Below are 21,150 nucleotides of genomic sequence, written 5' to 3' on the forward strand. Positions count from 1 at the left end.
CGCCTGGCGCAGCGTCAGCACCTGGGGGGTGCCGTCGACCAGCGCCAGCATGATGACGCCGTAGGTATCCTCCAGCTGGGTGTGCTTGAGCAGCCGGTTGATGATCACCTGGGGCTGCGCGTCGCGCCGCAGCTCGATGGCGATCCGCAGCCCCTCCCGATCCGACTCGTCGCGCACCTCCGTGATGCCCTCGATGCGCCGTTCCCGCACCAGGTCAGCGATCTTGGCGATGAGGGTGGCCTTGTTGACCATGTAGGGCAGCTCCGTGACGACGATGCGGACCCGGCCGCCCCCCATGGGCTCGGTCGCCAGGCGGGCCCGCACCCGGATGTGGCCCCGTCCGGTCAGATAGGCGTCGCGGATGCCCTGGACCCCCATGATGATGCCACCCGTGGGAAAGTCGGGCCCCTTGACGACGGCGAGCAACTCCTCGTCGCTGGCGTCGGGCCGGTCGATGAGCAGCACCAGGGCGTCGACGATCTCACCCAGGTTGTGGGGGGGCACGTTGGTCGCCATCCCGACGGCGATGCCCGAGGCCCCGTTGATGAGCAGGTTGGGGATGCGGGCGGGCAGGACCACCGGCTGCTGCTGCGTGCCGTCGTAGTTGGGGACGAAGTCGACGGTCTGCTTGTCGATGTCCCGCAGCATCTCCATGGCGATGGCGGACAGGCGCGCCTCGGTGTAGCGCATGGCCGCCGGCGGATCGCCATCGACGCTGCCGTAGTTGCCGTGCCCGTCGACCAGCGGATAGCGATACGAGAAGTCCTGGGCCATGCGCACCATGGCCTCGTAGATGGGCGCATCCCCGTGGGGGTGGTACTTCCCCATCACCTCGCCCACGACGGCCGCCGACTTCTTGTGGGGACGGTCCGGACGGAGGTTGAGCTCGTTCATCACGTAGAGGATGCGGCGCTGGACCGGCTTGAGGCCGTCGCGCACGTCGGGCAGCGCGCGGTCGACGATGACGCTCATCGCGTAGTCGATGTAGGAGCGCCGCATCTCGTCCTCGAGTTCGATGGGGATGACCTTGCCGATCCGCTGCTCCTCGGCCATTGAGCAAGCCTCCGTCCGGCGTGCGGTCGTGCCTGGGCGTCAGACGTCCAGGTTGCGGACCTCCCGGGCATGCCGCTGGATGAACTGGCGCCGTGGCTCCACCTGCTCGCCCATCAGGATGGTGAAGATCTCGTCGGCGGCCACCGCGTCCTCCATGGTCACCTGCAAGATGGTGCGGGTCTCGGGGTTCATGGTGGTCTCCCACAGCTGCTCGGCGTTCACCTCGCCGAGACCCTTGTAGCGCTGGATCTCGACGCCGCTCGAGCCCATCTCCTTGAGCACCCGCTCCAGTTCGGCATCGGAGTAGCAGTAGCGCTCCTGCTTGCCCTTGCGCACGCGATAGAGCGGCGGCAGGGCGATGTAGACCCGCCCCTGCTCGATGAACTCGCGGGCGTAGCGGTAGAAGAAGGTGAGCAGCAGGGTGCGGATGTGGGCCCCGTCGACGTCGGCATCGGTCATCAGGATGATGCGCCCGTAGCGGCTCTTGGAGATGTCGAACTCCTCGCCCACCCCCGTGCCGAGCGCCGTGATCATGGCGCGGATCTCGAGGTTGGCGAGGATCTTCTCCATGCCGGCCTTCTCGACGTTGAGGATCTTGCCCCGCAGGGGCATGATGGCCTGAAAGCGCCGGTCCCGCCCCTGCTTGGCGGTGCCGCCTGCCGAATCGCCCTCGACCAGGAAGAGCTCGCACTGCTCGGGGTCGGTGATGATGCAGTCGGCCAGCTTGCCCGGCAGCCCCCCGCTCTCCAGGGCGCTCTTGCGCCGGGTCAGCTCGCGGGCCTTGCGGGCCGCCTCCCGGGCCCTGGCCGCCGTGATGCATTTGTCGAGGATGCGCCGCGCCTCCTGGGGATGCTCCTCCAGAAAGAGCGCGATGGCCTCGCCGGCGACGGAGTCGACCCAGCCCTTCACCTCGCTGTTGCCCAGCTTGGTCTTGGTCTGCCCCTCGAACTGGGGCTCCTGCAGCTTGACGCTCACGACCGCGGTGAGCCCCTCGCGCACGTCGTCGCCGGTCAGGTTGTCCTGGCCGTCCTTGAGCATGCCGAGCTTGCGCGCCGCGTCGTTGAGGGTGCGGGTCAGCGCCGCCCGGAAGCCAGCCAGATGGGTGCCGCCCTCGGTCGTGTGAATGTTGTTGGCGAAGGGGATGACCGTCTCCAGGTAGCCGGTGTTGTACTGCAGCGCGATCTCGATCTGGGTGCCGTTGAGCTCGCGGCGGGCATAGATGACCGTGGGGTGCAACGGCTCCTTGTTGCGGTTGAGGTACCGGACGAACTCGACGATGCCGCCGTCGTAGCGGAGGGTATCGCTGCGTCCGCTGCGCTCGTCGATGAGACGGAGCTCCAGCCCGGCGTTGAGGAAGGCCAGGTTGCGCAGCCTCTGCAAGATGGTGTCGTAGTCGAACGCCGTCGTCTCGAAGACCTCGGAATCGGGCTTGAAGCGCACCAGGGTGCCCGTGCGGTCCGTGGGCCCGATGACCTCGAGCTCGGTCGTCGGCTTGCCCCGCTGGTAGCGCTGACGGTAGACCTGTCCGTTGAGACGGACCTGCACCTCCAGCCACTCCGACAGCGCGTTGACCACGGAGACGCCGACCCCGTGCAGCCCGCCGCTCACCTTGTAGCCGCCGTTTTCGCCGAACTTGCCGCCGGCATGCAGCGTGGTCAACACCGTCTCGACCGCCGGCCGGCCGGTGCGGGGGTGGACGTCGACGGGGATGCCCCGCCCGTCGTCGTCCACCGACAGCGAGCCGTCGGGATGGATCCGCACCTCGATCTGGGTGCAGAAGCCGTTCATCGCCTCGTCGACGCTGTTGTCGACCACCTCCCAGACGAGGTGGTGCAAACCGTGCTCGTCGGTGCTGCCGATGTACATGCCGGGGCGGCGGCGCACCGCCTCCAGGCCTTCGAGCACCTGGATCTGCTGAGCGCCGTAAGGCGTCACGGGGTTGTCCCGCTGAGGCGAACCGCGCGAGGGCGTCAAGGGAAGCCTCCTCCACGATGAAAGCAAGAGCGGCCGAGGTCCAGGCTCATTATACCCCGGGGGTCTCCGTCAGGCCCCCCGGCGCCGGCGCCGTCCAGCACGACGGCGGCCCCGGCCGACGACCACGGGCGACCCGTCGCCGTCCCGCTCGCCCGACCAGGGCATGCTGGCGCGGCGACGCAGCGTCATGGGAGAGATGGGGGAGACGTAGAGGCGACCGGGCGTCACCACCAGCGAGGTGCCGACCCCGTCCCCTACCCAGGTGACGGCGACGTGGTCACCCGACCCCAGGATCTTGTCGAGAGCGAGACCGCGCCGCTGCAGGGCCGCCAGATCCACGATGGCGACCACGTCCCGAGCCCGGATCACCACGTCGTCTCCCAAGTGGACGTACACGCCGCACTCGCCTCCGTCGAAGACCTCTTGGAGCCGGCCGGCCGCCCATCAGCGGCCCGGAACAAGTTCCAGCCGACCGGCCGAAACCCTCCATGTCCTGCCCGGAGCGCCGGGAGAGGGGCCCGCGCCCTCCAGCAGCGACGCCTCGGTAGCCGTGATGAAGGTCTGCGCCTCGGCGGGCAGGACGGTCAGGAGCCGACGCCGGCGCAGCTCGTCGAGCTCCGAGGTGACGTCGTCCAGCAGCAACACCGGCGCCTCCCCCAGCCGGGCCCGCATCCACTCCCACGCCGCCACGAACAGCGCCACCGCCGCCATCCGCTGCTGCCCTCGGGAGCCGTAGTGACGCAGATCGGTCTCGCCCGCGCGCACCACGAGGTCGTCCCGGTGGGGCCCCGCCAGCGTCACGCCCCGGGCCCGCTCCGCGACCCGTAGCGCCTGGAGCCGTCGCAGCAGCCCCTCCCGGACGGCCTCCGCGTCGGGTGACCCCGAGGGTCCGATGTCGTAGCGTGCCTGGTAGGCCACCTCCAGGGGGGCACCGTCGCCCGCCATGCGCTGGTAGACGAGGGAGGCGACGGGCGCCAGATCGCGTAGCAGCCCCAGGCGGCCCACCACCAGCTCCGCCCCGCTCTGCGCAAGCTCCTCGTCCCATATCGCCAGCAGGGCCGCCGACGCCGAGGCCCCTTTGACGGCCGCGCGCAAGAGCCCGTTTCGCTGGCGCAGCACCTGGACGTAGCGCAACAGGCCCGCCCGGTAGAGGGGATCGGCCTGCGCCAGGATCAGATCGATGAAGCGCCGGCGATGGGCCGGGCCGCCCCGTACCACGTCCACCTCGTCGGGCGAGAACCACAGCGCTGCCAGCGTGCCGATCACGTCGGCATGGCGCGTGATGGCCTTGCCGTTGATGCGAAAAAGCCGGCCGCCCGGCCGCAAGTCGAGGCGCAGATCGCGCTCGGCTCCCGTGGCGTCCAAGGAGAGCCGCGCCTCCACCACGGCCTGGGGGTGGCCGAACCGGATCATGGCCCGGGGGTCGCTGGCTCGAGGGGAGCGGGCACCTCCAAGCACCCAGATGGCCTCGAGGAGGTTGGTCTTGCCCTGCGCGTTGGGGCCGACGACGAGGTTGAGACGGGGGTGCGGCTCGAGCTCCACGGACTCGTAGTTGCGAAACTGCGCCAGCCGCAGCGAGACGATCCTCACGGCTCAGCCCAGCCGCGCGATGACGACGAACTGCCCTCGGCCCACCACTTCCACCTCGTCACCCGGGTAGAGCTTTCGCGAGCGCCGCAACTCCCTCAGGCCGTTGACCTTGACCAGGCCGCGCGCCACCAGCGTCTTGGCCTCTCCGCCCGTGCGAGCGGCCCCGCTCAGCTTGAGGAACTGCTGCAGCTCGATGGGCTCGACCCGGATGCTGACAGGGACGGCTGCCACGCGACCTTCGCCTCCCCGGGACGCCGGTTAGCCCGTGCGCCACGGCATCACTATATAGCGGTATCCAGGATCGCCGGCGATCCGGAAGGTGCCCTGGCGGGCAGGATCGCCCAGCTCCAGCTCTACCTCCTCCTCGTCGAAGGCCTTGAGAAACTCTTCCAGGAAGCGGGCCTGGTAGGCGACGGTGAAACCCGGCCCCTCGGCGTACGCCTCGACCCTCTCCTCTCCCTCGCCGGAGTCGGCCACAGCGCTGCGCAAGAGCACCTGGCCCTCCTCCACGGAGATCTGGACGACCGCGGGCCCACGGCGGCTCAAGAGGGCGACCCGCTGCACCGCATCGAGCAAGGAGGGCCGCCGGAACCGCACCCGGCTCGGGAGGTCGTCCAGGAAGACCTGCCGGTACGGCGGGAAGTTGCCCTCGATGAGGCGGGTGGTGAGGCGAGCGGTGGTCACCTCGAGCTCCGCCAGACGCTCGCCCAGGGAGAGGCTCACCGCGATGTCGGGATCCACCGAGGCGCACATCCGCCGCATCTCCTCCAGCGCACGGGCCGGCAAGATGGCACGAGGGGAGAAGAGCCCCGCGTTGCCGAAGGGCGTGAGCCCGGCGATGGGGATCTCGCGGTAGGCGAGCCGTGAGCTGTCGGTGGCCACCAGCCGCAGGAGCCCCTCTTCGCTCTCGAGCAAGACGCCACTCAGCACGGGGCGCTGGTCCGAGACCGCGCTGGCGAAGCGACACTGCGTGATGGCACGTGCCAGGTCGCCTGCCGGCAGTTGCACCCGCCAACCATCGGCCAGCTGCGGTAGCTCCGGAAACTCGTCGGCCGCCATCGAGACCAGGGAGAATCGCGAGCCCCCGGCTCTCACCTCGAACACCTGGCCGTCGGCGCCCGACCGCAGGCCCACGTCCTGCCCCTGCAGCCGCCGCACCAGGGCCGAGAAGAGCCGGGCATCCACGACCCTCTCCCCCGGCTCCTCGACGAGGGCCTCCACGCCTGCCGAGACGGACATCTCCAGGTCGGTGGCGGCCAGCTCCAGGCGCCCGCCGGCGGCGTGGAGCCGGACGCCCCCCAGCACGGGCAGGTTCTCGCCGGTGGCGGCTGCCCGCTCGGCCAGGGCCAGGGCCGTGGCGAGGCGCTCACGAGCACATGTGACGATCATGGGCGGGATGGCTCCTCTCCGGTCGATCTGCTGAAGACGACGATCTGGTCCAACCTATCGGACCAAGGACCCCATGGCCAAGACAGTAGAGGTCCCAGTAAGGCCTGTGCAAAGAGTGGACAACGGCGGGCGTCCCGGTGCGACGCTCCTCGGCGGGGTCGGGAGCTGTGGAAGGACCGCTCGGCGCCAGGTGGAGAGGGTGGGGACGGCGCGGCGGCGCGTCTCGAGACCGTCCGTGGCTGTGGGCAACGGGGGCGATCTGTCCACAGGATTTCGATGGTCGGTCACATCCTATCCACGCGATTCGCACCACGGTCTCGATCAAGGGCGCGTGAGCCGCTGACGCAGGTGGCGCAGCAGATCGGCGATGGCTGGGTCGCGGCGGGCCAGGCTCTGCACCTTGTCCACCGCGTGCAGCACCGTCGAGTGGTCGCGCCCGCCGAACTGCTCGCCGATGTGCGGGAGCGAGGCCTGGGTCAGTTCCCGGCAGAGGAACATGGCGATCTGCCGAGCCAGGGCCAGCTCCCGGGCCCGGCTCTTGCCCTTGAGCTGGGCGGGGGTGAGGCCGAAGTGCTCGCTGACGACGCTCTGGATGCGGTCGATGGTGACCGCACGGTGCTGCGACTCGGCCAGGTCCCGCAGTGCCTCGATGGCCAGGTCGAGGGTCGGAGGCGTGCCCGCGAGCCTCGAGGCCGTGGCCACCTTGCGCAGGGCCCCCTCGAGCACCCGGATGTTGGAGCGGATCACCTCGGCGACGTAGCGCAGCACGTCGTCGGGCATCTCGAGCCCGTCCGCCTCGCAGCGCTTGCGCAGGATGGCCAGGCGCGTCTCGAAGTCGGGCGGCTGGATGTCGGCCAGCAGGCCCCAGGCGAAGCGCGAGCGCAGGCGCTCCTCCAGCTTGGGGATCTCCGACGGGGGCCGGTCGCTGGAGAGGACGATCTGGCGACCCGCCTCGTAAAGCGTGTTGAAGGTGTGGAAGAACTCCTCCTGCGTGCGCTCGCGACCGGCGAGGAACTGCACGTCGTCGACGATCAGCACGTCGACCTTGCGGAAGCGCTTCTTGAACTCGTCCATGCGATGATGCCGCAGAGCGGCGATCATCTCGTTGACGAACGCTTCGCTCGAGAGATAGACCACCTTCGCCGCGGGATCCTTGTCGAGCACGAAGTGGCCGATCGCGTTGACGAGGTGTGTCTTGCCGACGCCGGTCGCGCCGTAGATGAAGACCGGGTTGTAGACCTCGCCTGGGTTGTTCGCGATCGCACGCGCCGCCGCGTAGGCGAGCTGATTGCTCGGGCCGACGACGAAGTTCTCGAACGTGTAGCGGGGGACGAGGTTCGCGATGCGCGCGGCGTTGGTCGGCCGCTCGCGTCGCTTCGTCGGCTTGCGCGGCTCGCCGTCGCTCGCGAAGAGCTCGCCCTGCGCGCCGCCGTTGATCTTGAAGACGACCTCCGGGTTCGGGTTCGTCTCGTCGGCGAGCGCCGCCCGCAAGGCATCGAGATAGCGCTGTTCTACCCAGTCACGAAAAAATTTACTTGGTACCTCGAACGACGCGCGCCCATCCTCCAGCACGGTCATGCGCAAGGGCTTGATCCAGGTCGCGAAGTTCCCCTCCCCCAGCGACTCGCGAAGCGTTTCCTGCGCGTGCTGCCAACTCCTCATGCTGCTCGTCCTCCCGTGGCCCAGGCTTGTGCACAGATCTATTCACAGGTGTGGACAACACGAACTTCTCCTGGTTTTTCCGACGGTTACGCCGTCCCCCGAGAGGGCGTCTTCACATCGCGCAGAGCTTCTCCCACCACGCCCGGTCGAGGTTCGAGGAGCGAGGCCAGAGGTCGATGCCGCCACTTGTAGAGTCGGAGAACCGAGAGAAGTTTTCGCACCCCCGCCGGTGCGAAGGGCGCGGTTCTAACTACGGCACGGTGTGGTTGGCAAGAAAAAAACCTGGCGGTCTTCCGATCAAAGCGATTTATCGCGGAAAAATTGTTGGCAGGTGAATTGCCTTGACGCTCGCAGAGACCGCTGGTAGCCGGACCGTCGTCGATTTCTTTTTTCCCATCGCGATTTGCAAGTGAGCACGTCAGAACTCGCCGCCCGCGCATCGCACGTCATTCCAGGTGGCGTAAACAGCCCAGTTCGCGCGTGGAAAGCCGTCGGAGGCAATCCCTGCTTCGTCGAACGCGGCGCGGGTGCACATCTCTGGGATCGCGAAGGGCGTCGTTACATCGATCTCGTGTGCGCGTGGGGACCGCTCATCGCTGGTCACGCGCATCCCGACGTCGTGCGCGCCGTGTGCGACGCTGCGCAACGCGGAACGGGTTTCGGTGCGCCGACGTCGATCGAGGTCGAGCTCGCTGAAAGAATCGTCGACGCGTTTCCGTCCATCGACAAGGTGCGCCTCGTCACTTCGGGAACCGAAGCGACGATGACGGCGATTCGCATCGCGCGCGCGGCGACGGGGCGTGACCGCGTGATCAAGTTCGCGGGCTGCTACCACGGCCACAGCGATCACCTTCTCGTGCGCGCGGGCTCGGGTGCTGCGACGTTCGGCGTACCGGACAGCGCCGGCGTTCCGGTCGCGATGTCGAGCCTGACGAGCGTCGCCGAGTACAACGACCTCGAAGGCGTGCGCACGCTGCTTGCTGCGGAGCCGCCGGTCGCCGCGGTGATCATCGAGCCGATCGCGGCGAACATGGGCGTTGTGCCGCCGGCGCCGGGTTTTCTCGAAGCGCTGCGCGAGATCGTGCACGAGGCCGGCGCGCTGCTGATCTTCGACGAGGTGATCACCGGCTTTCGCGTCGCGCGTGGCGGTGCGCAGGAACTCTACGGTGTCGCTGCCGACCTCACGTGCCTCGGCAAGGTGATCGGCGGCGGGCTTCCGGTCGGTGCGGTCGGCGGGCGCGCCGAGCTGATGGATCTGCTCGCGCCGCAGGGTCCCGTGTACCAGGCGGGAACGCTCGCCGGGAATCCGGTCGCGTGCAGCGCCGGCAAGGCGACGCTCGATCTGCTGACGCCGGACGCGTACCGCACGCTCGAGGAGCGCGGCGCGAAACTCGAGAGCGGTCTGCGCGAGGCGATCGCCGAGAGCGGCGTCGAGGCCTGCGTGCAGCGCGTCGGCTCGTTGCTGACGCTGTTCTTCGGCGCGGGACCGATCCGCAGCTTCAGTGACGCGTCACGCTGCGACACGGCGCGCTTTGCGCGCTTCTTCCGCGCCATGATCGACGAGTCCGTCTATTTGCCGCCGTCGCAGTTCGAGGCGTGGTTCGTGTCGCTCGCACACGGCGAGGCCGAGATCGACCACGTCGTCGCTGCGGCGCGTCGCGCGTTGCGTTCGTGAAGCCGGCCGAGCCGCCGGGCAACGACAAGCGCCGCCGTCAGCTGGCGGTCCAGATGACCGCGCTCGGCCTCGAGTTCTCGGGGGCCGTGATCGGTGGACTGGCGGTCGGCTACTACCTCGACGAATGGCTCGGCACCGAGCCGTGGTTCATGCTGCTCGGCACCTTCGGTGGACTCGCGACCGCCGTGGTGCGTCTCGTGACGCTCACCAAGCGCTTCCAGCAGATCCGCGATGAGCAGCAGCAGCGCTGAAGGGACGAGTCCGCGGCTGCGCGCCGGCCGGATCGCGCTCTGGCAGGCCGGCGCGACCGTGCTCCTGGTGGTCGCGTCGCTGGCGAGCGGGCGCGGCTCGCCCGTGAGCATCGTGTTCGGCGCGGCCCTGCTCTACGCGAGCCTGCGCCTGCAGCAGCTCGCCGTCGGCTTCGCGCTGCGCGCCCGGCCGCGCCCCGAGCTCGCCGTCGGCCTGTTCCTGCTCAAGCTCTCGCTGCTGATCGCGCTGGTCATGGTGGGGCTGCGGACGACCATGGTGGCGCCGATGTCGTTTGCTGCCGGCGCGTCGACGCTCCTGCTCGCGATCGTGCTCGACGCGTGCTATCCGCCCCGGCCGGGCAGTTGACGAACGCCCGACGGCAGGAAGGCCCGCATCATGGAACATCCGGTCACGTGGACAGGTCTCATCGGAATCCCGCACGGGGACTGGGAGTACTTCGCGATCGCGCTGCTCGTGATGGGCATCCTGCTCGTCCTCGCGCTGCGCGCGCGCGCAGCGCTCCAGCAGGACTCGGCCGTCGTTCCGGACGACACGCTCACCGCGCGGAACGTCTTCGAGCTGCTGGTCGAGGCGATCAACAACCTCTCCGAGAGCGTGATCGGGCACGACGCGCAGCGCTACGTGCCGATCCTCTCGACGTTCTTCATCTTCATCCTGTTCTCGAACTTCATGGGGCTTCTGCCGGGCTTCACGCCGCCGACGAGCGACTTCGACATCACGCTCGCGCTCGGCGTCGTGTCGCTGCTGGCGTTCAACTACTACGGCTTGAAGGCGCAGGGGCTGGGCTACCTGAAGCACTTCGTCGGGCCGATCGTGGCGCTCGCGCCGCTGATGATCATCCTCGAGGTGATCAGCGTGCTGCTCGTCCGACCGGCTTCGCTCGGCCTGCGTCTGTTCGGCAACATGTTCGGTGACCACCTGGTGCTCGAGATCTTCACGAGCCTGACCAAGGTCGGCGTGCCGGTCGCGTTCTACCTGCTCGGTACGCTGGTCTCGATCATCCAGGCGTTCGTCTTCACTCTGCTCAGCATGATCTACATCGGTCTCGCCGTCGCGCATCACGACGGCGACCACGCCGAGCACGCCCATCACTGAGCGTGCAACCTGACGCAGGTCCCACCTCGGGCGAGGAGTGGCGAGGATGAGGATAGAGGAGTGCCCACACGGGGCGGACCGGGCGGGAAAGGAGGAGAAGCCATGACCAGAGGCATGCAGATCGTGCGGATCGCATTCTTCACGCTGCTCTTCGCGGCGCTCGGGCACGGGGTCGCCCTTGCCCAGGAAGCCGGAGCGGCGGCCGCCGGCAGCGCGTCGTACATCGCGCTCGCGGCCGGTATCGCGATTGCCGGCGCTGCGATCGGTGCCGCGCTCGGCCAGGGCCGCGCCGTCGCTGCAGCGATGGAGTCGATCGGCCGCAACCCGAACGCGGCGGATCGCATCCAGACGCCGATGATTCTCGGTCTCGCCTTCATCGAGGCTCTGGCGATCTACGCGCTCGTGATCGCCTTCCTGCTGCAAGGCAAGATCTGACTTTCGCTGGCTCCGCGGCGTCCGGTCGGCCACGTGCCGATCGGACGCCGCGTTCGAGCCGCAACCCGGGCCCGCCGAGCCATCGGCTGGGCCCGAAATCGTTGACACGCTGGTCGTGCCCCGGATACCGTCGTCTCCGCATGGCTGGCGGTCCCTGATCGACGGCAGCCCGGGGCGGCTCGGGTGAAGGGGGTGGCGTTGTGGGCGACGAGTCGTGGTCGGAACGGCAGCAGGCAGCCGGCGCCGAGACCGAAGGCGCCGCAGCAACGCCGGCGCGTGGTGAAGGAGACGCTGCGCGCCCGGCAGAAGTCCTAGGTCGCACCGCACCGCACTTCGCGGTCGCGGGTCAGGTGATCGGACGACGGCGCACGGTGTTCGCGGCCGTGCCGGTCGCGGCGATCAAGCCGAATCCGCTACAGCCTCGTCAGCACTTCGACGACGCGAGCATCGACGAGCTCGCGCAGTCGATCCGCGCACGCGGGCTCTTGCAGCCGATCATCGTGCGGCGCGACGCGGACGGCGGCTACACGCTGGTCGCGGGCGAGCGTCGCCTGCGAGCGGCGGAGCGTGCGGGCGTCGGTCTCGTGCCCGCGATCCTCAGCGACGACGATCTGCTCGAGGTCGCGCTCGAGGAGAACGTCCAGCGCGAGGATCTCTCTCCGCTCGAGGAGGCGGAAGCGCTCGCGGCGCTCGCCGCCGAGCGTGGTCTCACCCACGCCGACCTCGCGGAGAAGATCCACAAGAGCCGTCCCTACGTCTCGAACACGCTCACGCTCACCCGGCTCCCACCCGACATCAAGCAGGAGTACTTCGCGGACGGCGCCGTGGTGTCGCGCGAGATCCTGATCAGCATCGCGCGCCAGGAAGATCCCGAGAAGATGCGCGCGCTGTGGCGCCGGGTGCGGATGGAGGCGCTCTCGGTGCGCACCTTCCGCGAGCGCGAGAAGGAGGCGAAGAAGCCGTCGCCGACGGCCGAGGTGCTGCGGGCAGCGCGCAAGCTGAACCGCATCCTGCAGTCCCTGCCCGACCCGCTCGCGCTGCCCGAGCAGGAAGCACGCACCCTGCAGCGCGCCCTGCGGCGGACGTCGCGGAACGTCGCCCGGGTGCTCGCGGCTCTCTCGGGCGACGCGAGCGCCGGCGCGAGCGCCGCGGAGGACCGCAGCGCGCAGCCGACGCCGCTGCGCCGGGTCGCCGCCGCGGGCGAAGCGCCGTCCATTGGACGGGTCGCGTTCGCTTCCCACCCGGGGCGCTTTAGGGGATCCTTCTAGCTGCCGAAAACCGGTATGCGCGGGAAGGCGCGAGGCGCGGGAGGCAAAGGATGAACGCTGCGAGGAAGATCGTCTACGTCGCGGGCGGACTTCTCTTCTGGGCGACCGTCGCTGCGACGAGCCACGCGCAGGAGCGCGTGCCGGTCGTTCATCCGTGCGACACGCCGGATCCCGAGCGCCCGTACGTGTGCGACATCGGCCCACCGCGCCCGCTGTCGATGCGCAGCTTCCGCGAGGTCCTCGCCAACGATCAGGCGATCCGCGCGCTCGTGAAGCGGATCGGCATGCCGTACGCGGTCGAGGTGCAGCGCGTGCGCGTCGAGGATCCCTGGTACTCGTGGGAAGTGCGCGCCTACTACCCGGAGTACAACCGGATGTTCGCCTTCGGGCGCGCGTTCATCCTCGGCGTGCCCGAGGTCTCGCTGCTGCGCTACGAGGGACCGATTCCCCCGGACCGCCGCTGGCCCGCCGTGACCAGGATCGGCGGCGATGCCGAGGACGCGGCGGCGCGCGCCGAGAGGGCGGCCGCCGAGGCGGAAGCGCTCGCGGATCAGGCCGAGCGCTTCGCCGACCGCGCCGAAGCGATCGCGGACCAGGGCGCGCGTGACTTCACGCGCTCGCTGTACAAGAACTGAGGCGAGCGTGCGGCGCCCTCACCGGCGCCGCGGAGGAAGAATGTGCGCGCGCTGAGCTGGGACGGGGCGCGTGCGCGGGTGCTCGACGATGTACCCGAGCCGCGCGTGCAAGCCGACACCGCGCTGGTGCGCGTCCACCTCGCCGGCATCTGCTCGACCGACCTGCAGATCCTCCGCGGCTACATGGGTTTCCGCGGCACGCTCGGCCACGAGTTCGTCGGCGAGGTCGTGGAGGGTCCGGCGGAGCTCGCCGGGCGACGCGTCGTCGGTGAGATCAACTTCGCGTGCGGGCGTTGCGCCGATTGTCGAGCGGGCCGCAAGCGCCATTGCCCGACGCGCACCGTCATGGGGATCCTCGGTGCGGACGGCGCGTTCGCGGAGCTCGTCCGCGTGCCGGTCGAGAACCTGCACGTCGTCCCCGACGGGCTCGAGGACGAGGGCGCGGTGTTCGTCGAGCCGGTCGCGGCCGCGCTGTCTGCCGCGCGCGCGAGCGACGCTTTGCGCGGTGGTCGCGCGCTGGTGCTCGGCGCCGGCAAGCTCGGCCTGCTGATCGCGCAGGCGCTCGCCGCGCGCGGCGACGACGTCCAGGTCATGTGTCGAAGCGAGCGCGCGCACGAGGTCGGTCGCAAGCTCGGCCTCGAAACGCTCACGCGCGAGCAAGCCCCACGTGGCTACGACCTCGTGGTCGACGCGACCGGCGACGCAGCCGGACTCTCGATCGCGATCGAGCACGTGCGGCCGCTCGGCACGATCGTTCTCAAGTCTACCGTCGCCGCGCGCTACGAGATCGATCTCGCGCCGCTCGTCGTCAACGAGGTGTCGCTGATCGGCTCACGCTGCGGCGATTTCCCGCCGGCGCTCGCAGCGCTCGCGGAAGGTGCGATTCGCGTCGAGCCGCTCGTCGACGCCGTGCTACCGCTGTCGCGAGGGGTGGAAGGTCTCGAGCGCGCCGGGCAACCCGGCGCGCTCAAGATCCTGCTCGACGCTCGAGGCTGAAGTCAGGCCGACTTGCGCAGGTGCCGATCACGCAGCGTGATCGAGTGACGCTTGCCGTTCACGCGGCGGAAGGGGAACCGGTACATGCCCGAGCGCCCGTTCATCCGCTCCTTGCGCCAGTTCTCGAGACCGCGGCGCAGCGTCTCCGGCTCGAAGTGGAGCGCGGCGCAGATGTTCTCGAACGAGTACGGCCACGACGTGTCGCGCGAGTTTATCCAGCTCTCGGCCTCTTCGAAGAGCCGCTGGTTGCGACGTCCCGGATCGACGGCGAAGCGCTGGTAGGTCGCGACGGCGTCCTCCATCACGGCGAGCATGAGGCGGATTTCTGGACGGTCGGTCGACTCGGCGCGGATGCGATCACGATGCTGGTCGGGCGTGATGAGTTCCGGCTCGAACAGCCGAACCACGTTGTCCTCAGGCGCTGAGTACGCGGAATCCATAGTGCCTCCCCGAAAGTTGGGCCGACTCGGCAGCAGGTTCCATGCCACGTGTGTCTCGTTGCGCGACGCGCGTACCTGTTGATCCAGAGCCTGCGTCGTGTTGGATTGCGACAATCCGAAAGGATCGGACCAAACCCGGCTGTTGCGTTATGCCTCCCGCGGACAAACCGAAGCCCCCTCCTGCTCCGACACTGAGCCGTCTCGCCGAGGACGCGCTCGTCGAGACTATCGACGGCCCCGTTCCGATCGTTGAGTTGGTCGGGAAGGTGATGCCGGTGCTGACGCGCTTCCCCGATGGCCGTCTGGGCTTCCGGATGATGCGCGAGATCCGCCCGCTCGGAGAGAGCGACCTGATCGAGCTCGTCAACGCCGACGGGCAACGCGTCCGACTGGGCGCCGAGCACGTGCTGGTGCGCGAGGACGGCACCGAGGTGAAGGCGGCCGACGTCCGACCGGGCGAGCGGCTCGCGCCGGGCTGGACGTACGAGGCGAGCTACGTGCTGCCCGACGCGCCGGAGTACGCAGCGAACGTGCGCGGGAAGCCGTGGGAGCGGGCGGTCGTCGTCACCTCGGCGACGAGCGTCGGGCGCGGTCCGGTGATCGGATTCTCGGTGAACGAGACCAAGCGCTACTTCCTGACCTTCGGCGCGATGAGCCGGGCCCAGGTCTGACGCATGACGCCGAGCGGCGCAGCGCGCTTCGTGCGGCGCCGTGCAGCGCAGACCCTGCGGCGGTTGGCGTCGTCCGTCGGACGCGGACGACGTCTCGCGCGCACCCTCACGTGCACCGCGTGCGGCGCGGCGCTGCTGGTCACGCTGTTACTCGCAGCGAATGCCGTCACCCGGGCGGCCGAGCCGACCGGTACGCCCGCGTCGCGTGAGGCGCTCGCGCTCTGTCACCAAGCGCAGAAGGCCTCGGGCAAGGAGCGCGACGCGCTGCTCGAGCAGAGCCTCGAGCGCGCCGACGCCGCGATCGCCGAGAAGGACGACGACGCGCTCGCGCACTTTGCACGCTTCTGTGCGCTCGGCGAGCAGGCGCGCGCGGCCGGCGTCTCGCTCTCCAATCTGGTCAAGCTGTGGGCGATCCGCGACGCGATCGACCGGACGCTCGAGCTCGCACCCGACTTCCCCGACGCCCTGCTCGGCAAGGGCGCGTTCCTGATGTCGGTGCCGCGGCTGCTCGGCGGCAGCCCGAAGGAGGGCGAGCGGCTCGTGCGCCGCGCGCTCGAGATCGAGCCGGACTATGTCGGGGCGCGCCTCGTTCTCGCCGAGGCGCTGCTCGAGGACGACCGCAAGAGCGAGGCGCGCGAGGAGGCGAGCCGCGCGCTCGCCTCGGCCGAGGCGAAGAACGATCCCGAGGGCGTCGCCGACGCGCGACGGCTGCTCGCGACGATCGACGCGGAGAGCTGAGCGGTCTCAGCCCGCGGCGCGCAGCGTCTCGATCGCGCGGCGCGCGTAGCGCGCGAGCATGTCGGCTTCGAGGTTCACCAGGTCGCCGACGCGCCGGCAGGACAGCGTCGTCACCTCGAAGGTGTGCGGGATGATCGCAACGCCGAACGAGGTCGCGTCGACGTCGCACATCGTGAGGCTGATGCCATCGACCGCGATCGACCCCTTGTCGACGAGGAAGGGCGCGAGATCGTGCCCGGCGTCGACCCGCAGGACGTAGCCGGCGCCCGCCGGCTCGAGCTTCGTGATGCGTCCGACGCCGTCGACGTGGCCGAAGACGAAGTGGCCGCTCACACGGTCGCCGATGCGCAGCGAGCGCTCGAGGTTGACGCGATCGCCGGGACGCAGCCGTCCGAGGCTCGTGCGCCGCAGCGTCTCGCCGCTCAGATCGGCGACGAAGCCCGCAGCGGTGCGCTCGCGCACCGTCAAGCACACGCCGCTCGTGCAGATGCTCTCGCCGGGCGTCAGCTCCGACGCCGGGAGGCCGCCCTCGATCACGAGCCGCGCGTCGTCACCGTGGTGGTCGAGCGCGGCCACGGTGCCGATGGCCTCGACGATGCCCGAGAACACGGATCGTTCCGTCAGGTAGAAAAGCGGCGCCCTACGGCGTCGGTCACCGCGCCGGCTCCTGCGTGGCGCGGACGCCCGGCAGAGAGAGCGCGTCCTTCTCGCGCGCCGCGAGACCGTCGAGGAACTGCTGATTGGGCTGCAACACCTCGAGCGGCGCCGCACCCGTGGCGACGGCTTTCACGAGCGACGCCAAGTCGACGACCTCCGCGCGCCAGTGGGCGGCAGCGGCTTGCGCGCGTAGCTGCTCGATCAGCTGCCGGTCGCGCTCGGCGAAATAGAGATCCTCGCGGGCGTGCTCCAGATCGCGAAGCTTGTCGCCCAGCCGGTCCTTCTCGGAGTTCGGAGCCATGCCGACCTCACTTCCCAGCACCGTTTGCCGGACCGATGCTCCCGCGCAGCGGGTAGAGCCGCGGCGTCATCCAGGGATTCGAGCCGAGCAGCGGCAGCCCCACCACGGTGACCGCGAGGCCGAGCAGGATCCAGAGGAACATCCCGTTGACGATGCCGAGGAGCACCATCAACAGGCCCCACACCGTGATGGCGACCGAGGCAATGAAGCGCGCCGCGAAGAGCATGAGCGGGCTTTCGGATACCACGCACCCGGGCGCCGCACCAGCCGCCGCTGCGCGCGGCATGCGGGCGGTCGGGACGGGTCCGGAAGCCGGCGCGCGAGCAAATCGCGCGGGCAAATATTGTTCCCGCGCGGTTCGTGGTTAGCTTGGAACCCGCTTGCCGCTCGGCGGTGGGCAAGGAGGGTGCTCGATGGATCTGAATCGTTTGACGGAGAAATCCCAGGAGGGGCTACGCGCCGCACAAGCGCTCGCCAGCCGACGACACAACCAGGGAGTCGACGTCGAGCACCTGCTGGCAGCGTTGCTGGACGACGAGGGCGGCCTCGCCGGGAGGCTCGTGGAGCGCGCCGGCGGCGACCCCCGCGTGCTCCGTGACGCCGTCGAACGAGCGCTGCAGAAGATCCCGCAGGTCACCGGGGCCGGCGCCGCAAGTGACCAGGTCTACGTCACGCAGCGGCTCGCGCGCCTGCTCGATCGTGCCGAGTCCGAGGCCAAGACCCTCAAGGACGACTACGTCAGCGTCGAGCACCTGCTGCTCGCGATGCTCGCCGAGTCGGGCGCCGCGGGCGCGGCGCTGAAGGACGCCGGCCTCACCCGGGACAAGCTCCTGCAGGCGCTGCAGAGCGTCCGCGGGCACCAGCGCGTCACGAGCCCGAACCCCGAGGCGACCTACGAGGCGCTCGAGCGGTTCGGCCGCGATCTGACCAAGCTCGCCGCGGCCGGCAAGCTCGACCCGGTGATCGGGCGCGACGAGGAAATCCGGCGCGCGATCCAGGTCCTGTCGCGGCGCACCAAGAACAACCCGGTGCTGATCGGCGAGCCGGGCGTCGGCAAGACGGCGATCGTCGAGGGGCTCGCGCAGCGCATCGCGCGCGGCGACGTCCCCGAGGGCCTCAAGGGTCGGCGCATCATCGCGCTCGACATGGGCGCGCTCGTCGCCGGCGCCAAGTTCCGCGGCGAGTTCGAGGAGCGCCTGAAGGCCGTCCTCAAGGAGGTGCAGGCGTCCGAGGGCGAGATCATCCTGTTCATCGACGAGTTGCACACCGTCGTCGGCGCCGGCGCCGCCGAGGGCGCGATGGACGCGTCGAACCTGCTCAAGCCGATGCTCGCGCGCGGCGAGCTGCACTGCATCGGTGCGACGACGCTCGACGAGTACCGCAAGCACATCGAGAAGGACGCGGCGCTCGAGCGTCGCTTCCAGCCGGTCCTGGTGGATCAGCCGACCGTCGAGGACACGATCTCGATCCTGCGCGGTCTGCGCGAGCGCTACGAGGTGCACCACAAGGTCCGCATCAAGGACTCCGCGCTGGTCGCGGCCGCGGTGCTCTCGAACCGCTACATCTCCGACCGCTTCCTGCCCGACAAGGCGATCGACCTGGTCGACGAGGCCGCGGCCAAGCTGCGCACCGAGATCGACTCGATGCCGGCCGAGCTCGACGAGATCACGCGCCGCACGATGCAGCTCGAGATCGAGCGCGAGGCGCTGCGCAAGGAGACCGACCGCGCGTCGCGTGAGCGGCTCGAGCGGCTCGAGAAGGAGCTCGCGGATCTCAAGGAAGAGGAGACCCGGCTGCGCGCGCAGTGGGAGCAGGAGAAGCGCGCGCTCGGCGGCGTCGCCGAGCTACAGAAGCAGCTCGAGGCGGCGCGGCTCGAGTACGAGAAGGTCCGCCGCCCGGGCGTCGACTACGATCCGGCGCGGGCGAGCGAGCTGCAGTACAGCGTCATCCCCGAGCTCGAGAAGAGGATCGCGGCCGGCGAGCAGGACAGCGGCACGCGTCTGATCAAGGACCACGTCGACGAGGACGACATCGCCGAGGTCGTCGCCCGCTGGACCGGCATCCCGGTCTCGAAGCTGATGGAGGGCGAGGCGCAGAAGCTGCTCCGCCTCGAGGAGCACCTGCACCAGCGCGTCATCGGCCAGGACGAGGCGGTGCGTGCGGTGTCCGACGCCGTCCTCCGCGCCCGCTCCGGGCTCTCCGACCCGAACCGGCCGGTCGGCTCGTTCATCTTCCTCGGCCCGACGGGCGTCGGGAAGACGGAGCTCGCGCGCGCGCTCGCGGAGTTCCTGTTCGACGACGAGCGCTCGATGGTCCGGATCGACATGTCGGAGTACATGGAGAAGCACTCGGTCGCGCGTCTGATCGGTGCGCCTCCGGGTTACGTCGGCTTCGAGGAGGGCGGTCAGCTCACCGAGGCCGTGCGTCGGCGTCCGTTCGCCGTCGTGCTGTTCGACGAGATCGAGAAGGCGCATCCCGACGTCTTCAACGCGCTGCTCCAGATCCTCGACGACGGCCGGCTGACCGACGGGCAGGGCAGGACCGTCGACTTCAAGAACACGGTCATCATCATGACCTCGAACGTCGGCAGCCAGCTGATCCTGGCCCGCGGTACGTCGAACTGGGATCCGAGCTCGATCGCCTACCAGGAGATGAAGGCGGAGGTGCTCGAGGCGCTGCGCAAGCAGTTCCGGCCCGAGTTCCTGAACCGCATCGACGAGATCGTGGTCTTCCACGGGCTCACGCGGGAGCACCTGTCGCAGATCATCCAGATCCAGCTCGGGCGCATCCGCCAGCGGCTCGCCGACCGGCGCATCGAGCTCGAGCTCACGCCGGCCGCCATCGACCACTTCGTCGACGTCGGTTACGACCCGGTCTACGGTGCGCGTCCCTTGAAGCGCGTGCTGCAGCGTGAGATCGAGACGGAGCTCGGCCGGCGGATCCTCGCCGGCGAGGTCGGAGAGCGGACGCGCGTCGTCGTCGATTGGATTGGTGACCACCTCGAGTTCACGACGGAGCCGCTCGCCGAGGCAGCCTGAAGGTGCCTCGGCGAGCGCGCCGAGCGCCCAGAAACGTCCCTTGACATCGAGTCAACCGGCTGGATTACCTGACGTTTCGGGCTCGCCGATGGACGCGCGCACGAAGATCCTCGAGACCGCGACGCGGCTGTTCGCCACCCACGGCTACGACAGCACGTCGCTGTCGCACGTCGCGCGCGCGGCGAGCGTCAGCAAGGCGCTGATCTTCTGGCACTTCGAGACCAAGGAGAACCTGTTCAAGGCGGTCCTGTCGCGCACCATCGAGCCGTACTCGCTCGACATCGACGATCTCGAAGGCATGAGCGAGCCCGAGCAGCTCAAGCGGCTGATCGACCTCTACTACGAGTTCGTCACCGAAAACGTCTTCTCGGTGCGCTTCTTCCTGAGCCTCTTCCTGCGCGAAGAGAAGCGTCCCGACACGCTTTTCGACAAGATCCTCGATCTTTATCGGCTCTATCAGCAGCTGCTCGGTGACGTCATCGCGCGCGGCCAGGAGCGTGGGACGCTGGTCAAGGAGGTCAATCCGGCGCTGCACGCGGCGCTGATCCTCAGCACCCTGAACGGCATCCTGGTGCAGGGCTTCATGGGCGAGTCGGACCCGCTCGCCCCGGTCAGTCTGGTCGAACAACTCAAGACGACGCTCGTTGACAGACTGAAGATCCAGTGAGAATGTCGGCCGGCGTGAGCCCGCCCCGTGAGGCACGCCAGCGCGCGGAGGGACCGGAGGTGGGGTCGGGGCACTCCATGCGCGACTGGGTCCGGTCGATGGCCGACAAAGCCCTCCAGAAGGTGGAGGCACAACCTCGCGCGCCGCGCCGCGGTAATCGCGAGAAGGAGCTGTTCGCGCTGCGCGCGAAGCAGGTCAAGGACCTGTTTCAGCGCATGGAGTCGCTGTCGCAGGCGATCAACAAGGAAGCGTCGAGCACGTTGATCACCACGCAGCGCTCGATCAGCGCGAAGAACCTGGGCGGCATCGAGGTGCCCGACGGCGCGCGCCTCGTGCTCAAGTTCCTCGACCGTCGCCTCGAGGTGGTGGTCAATCCGCTGCAGAGCGTCGGCGGACGTCCGGTGCCGATCGGCGGCCTCGCCTCGGCGTCGGTGATCCAGTACGACGCGAGCGATCCTACCGGCGCCGACTGGTTCGACGTCACGCTGCGCGAGGACGGCTGGCACCGTAAGCTGCACGACAACGAGACGGGTCCGCCGGCCCTCGCCGACAAGGATCTGCGCAAGCTGATCGAGTGGCTGATCTCCTGACCGTGC

The 21,150-nt window shown here is 69.2% G+C and carries 24 protein-coding genes; 13 read left to right on the forward strand and 11 right to left on the reverse strand.

What is annotated here, in order from left to right; translation table 11 throughout:
• The 7 genes from VIS07_15715 to dnaA all read right to left on the reverse strand — a co-directional run.
• Positions 1–1,053, reverse strand: a 1,053-nt coding sequence (locus tag VIS07_15715; protein HEY8516956.1) for a DNA gyrase subunit A, incomplete at its 3' end; no start/stop codon positions are given.
• A 39-nt stretch (positions 1,054–1,092) separates the two neighbouring features.
• Positions 1,093–3,027: a DNA topoisomerase (ATP-hydrolyzing) subunit B gene (gene gyrB, locus VIS07_15720; GenBank protein HEY8516957.1), complete on the reverse strand. Its 1,935-nt coding sequence runs from the start codon at positions 3,025–3,027 to the stop codon at positions 1,093–1,095.
• A 69-nt stretch (positions 3,028–3,096) separates the two neighbouring features.
• Positions 3,097–3,423 carry a hypothetical protein gene (locus tag VIS07_15725; GenBank protein ID HEY8516958.1) on the reverse strand — a complete coding sequence of 109 codons (327 nt, stop codon included), beginning with the start codon at positions 3,421–3,423 and terminating at the stop codon, positions 3,097–3,099.
• Between the two features lie 48 nt (positions 3,424–3,471).
• Complete coding sequence (gene recF, locus VIS07_15730) at positions 3,472–4,617, reverse strand: DNA replication/repair protein RecF (protein ID HEY8516959.1); 1,146 nt, start codon at positions 4,615–4,617, stop codon at positions 3,472–3,474.
• Between the two features lie 3 nt (positions 4,618–4,620).
• Entirely contained in the window at positions 4,621–4,848 is a 228-nt protein-coding gene (locus tag VIS07_15735) for an RNA-binding S4 domain-containing protein (GenBank protein ID HEY8516960.1), read from the reverse strand.
• A gap of 27 nt (positions 4,849–4,875) precedes the next feature.
• On the reverse strand, positions 4,876–6,006 hold the full coding sequence (gene dnaN / locus VIS07_15740) for a DNA polymerase III subunit beta (protein HEY8516961.1): 1,131 nt from the start codon (positions 6,004–6,006) through the stop codon (positions 4,876–4,878).
• Positions 6,007–6,327: 321 nt separating this feature from the next.
• Complete coding sequence (dnaA, locus tag VIS07_15745) at positions 6,328–7,668, reverse strand: chromosomal replication initiator protein DnaA (GenBank protein HEY8516962.1); 1,341 nt, start codon at positions 7,666–7,668, stop codon at positions 6,328–6,330.
• A gap of 409 nt (positions 7,669–8,077) precedes the next feature.
• Between dnaA and hemL the strand changes: the two genes are divergently transcribed.
• From hemL to VIS07_15785, 8 genes are all read left to right on the forward strand, one after another.
• Positions 8,078–9,343 carry a glutamate-1-semialdehyde 2,1-aminomutase gene (gene hemL / locus VIS07_15750; protein ID HEY8516963.1) on the forward strand — a complete coding sequence of 422 codons (1,266 nt, stop codon included), beginning with the start codon at positions 8,078–8,080 and terminating at the stop codon, positions 9,341–9,343.
• Positions 9,340–9,594: an AtpZ/AtpI family protein gene (locus tag VIS07_15755; GenBank protein HEY8516964.1), complete on the forward strand. Its 255-nt coding sequence runs from the start codon at positions 9,340–9,342 to the stop codon at positions 9,592–9,594. Before hemL ends, VIS07_15755 begins: the two co-directional genes overlap by 4 nt.
• Positions 9,575–9,958, forward strand: coding sequence for a hypothetical protein (locus VIS07_15760; GenBank protein ID HEY8516965.1), 384 nt, complete (start codon positions 9,575–9,577; stop codon positions 9,956–9,958). The genes VIS07_15755 and VIS07_15760 overlap by 20 nt, the downstream gene beginning before the upstream one ends.
• Positions 9,959–9,988: 30 nt before the next feature.
• The gene (atpB, locus tag VIS07_15765) at positions 9,989–10,708 is read left to right on the forward strand and encodes a F0F1 ATP synthase subunit A (GenBank protein HEY8516966.1); all 720 of its coding nucleotides are present in this window, start codon (positions 9,989–9,991) and stop codon (positions 10,706–10,708) included.
• A gap of 114 nt (positions 10,709–10,822) precedes the next feature.
• Positions 10,823–11,143, forward strand: a complete 321-nt coding sequence (atpE, locus tag VIS07_15770) for an ATP synthase F0 subunit C (protein HEY8516967.1) — start codon at positions 10,823–10,825, stop codon at positions 11,141–11,143.
• A gap of 350 nt (positions 11,144–11,493) precedes the next feature.
• The gene (locus VIS07_15775; protein HEY8516968.1) at positions 11,494–12,411 is read left to right on the forward strand and encodes a ParB/RepB/Spo0J family partition protein; all 918 of its coding nucleotides are present in this window, start codon (positions 11,494–11,496) and stop codon (positions 12,409–12,411) included.
• A gap of 50 nt (positions 12,412–12,461) precedes the next feature.
• Positions 12,462–13,046 carry a hypothetical protein gene (locus tag VIS07_15780; protein HEY8516969.1) on the forward strand — a complete coding sequence of 195 codons (585 nt, stop codon included), beginning with the start codon at positions 12,462–12,464 and terminating at the stop codon, positions 13,044–13,046.
• Positions 13,047–13,151: 105 nt separating this feature from the next.
• Positions 13,152–14,042, forward strand: coding sequence for an alcohol dehydrogenase catalytic domain-containing protein (locus tag VIS07_15785; protein ID HEY8516970.1), 891 nt, complete (start codon positions 13,152–13,154; stop codon positions 14,040–14,042).
• 2 nt (positions 14,043–14,044) lie between these two features.
• Here VIS07_15785 and VIS07_15790 read toward each other — a convergent pair whose 3' ends face one another.
• Positions 14,045–14,449 carry a hypothetical protein gene (locus VIS07_15790; GenBank protein HEY8516971.1) on the reverse strand — a complete coding sequence of 135 codons (405 nt, stop codon included), beginning with the start codon at positions 14,447–14,449 and terminating at the stop codon, positions 14,045–14,047.
• A 308-nt stretch (positions 14,450–14,757) separates the two neighbouring features.
• Between VIS07_15790 and VIS07_15795 the strand changes: the two genes are divergently transcribed.
• Complete coding sequence (locus VIS07_15795; GenBank protein ID HEY8516972.1) at positions 14,758–15,153, forward strand: hypothetical protein; 396 nt, start codon at positions 14,758–14,760, stop codon at positions 15,151–15,153.
• A 63-nt stretch (positions 15,154–15,216) separates the two neighbouring features.
• Positions 15,217–15,891 (forward strand): tetratricopeptide repeat protein, encoded by a 675-nt coding sequence (locus VIS07_15800; GenBank protein HEY8516973.1) that lies wholly within the window; start codon positions 15,217–15,219, stop codon positions 15,889–15,891.
• Positions 15,892–15,897: 6 nt separating this feature from the next.
• On the opposite strand, the gene VIS07_15805 is transcribed toward VIS07_15800, so the two are convergent.
• Genes VIS07_15805 through VIS07_15815 form a run of 3 tightly spaced genes read right to left on the reverse strand, consistent with a single transcriptional unit; the run spans position 15,898 to position 17,075 of the window.
• Entirely contained in the window at positions 15,898–16,500 is a 603-nt protein-coding gene (locus VIS07_15805) for a riboflavin synthase (GenBank protein ID HEY8516974.1), read from the reverse strand.
• A 43-nt stretch (positions 16,501–16,543) separates the two neighbouring features.
• Positions 16,544–16,849 carry a hypothetical protein gene (locus tag VIS07_15810; GenBank protein HEY8516975.1) on the reverse strand — a complete coding sequence of 102 codons (306 nt, stop codon included), beginning with the start codon at positions 16,847–16,849 and terminating at the stop codon, positions 16,544–16,546.
• A 7-nt stretch (positions 16,850–16,856) separates the two neighbouring features.
• Positions 16,857–17,075 (reverse strand): hypothetical protein, encoded by a 219-nt coding sequence (locus VIS07_15815; protein HEY8516976.1) that lies wholly within the window; start codon positions 17,073–17,075, stop codon positions 16,857–16,859.
• Positions 17,076–17,262: 187 nt separating this feature from the next.
• Between VIS07_15815 and clpB the strand changes: the two genes are divergently transcribed.
• From clpB to VIS07_15830, 3 genes are all read left to right on the forward strand, one after another.
• A complete protein-coding gene (gene clpB / locus VIS07_15820; GenBank protein HEY8516977.1) occupies positions 17,263–19,887 on the forward strand; it encodes an ATP-dependent chaperone ClpB in 2,625 nt (874 codons plus the stop codon).
• Positions 19,888–19,975: 88 nt separating this feature from the next.
• Complete coding sequence (locus VIS07_15825) at positions 19,976–20,554, forward strand: TetR/AcrR family transcriptional regulator (protein ID HEY8516978.1); 579 nt, start codon at positions 19,976–19,978, stop codon at positions 20,552–20,554.
• Positions 20,555–20,676: 122 nt separating this feature from the next.
• Positions 20,677–21,144: a hypothetical protein gene (locus tag VIS07_15830; protein HEY8516979.1), complete on the forward strand. Its 468-nt coding sequence runs from the start codon at positions 20,677–20,679 to the stop codon at positions 21,142–21,144.
• The last annotated feature ends 6 nt before the right edge of the window (positions 21,145–21,150 follow it).

The organism is Candidatus Binatia bacterium, assembly GCA_036563615.1.
Classification (GTDB): domain Bacteria; phylum Desulfobacterota; class Binatia; order UBA12015; family UBA12015; genus DATCMB01.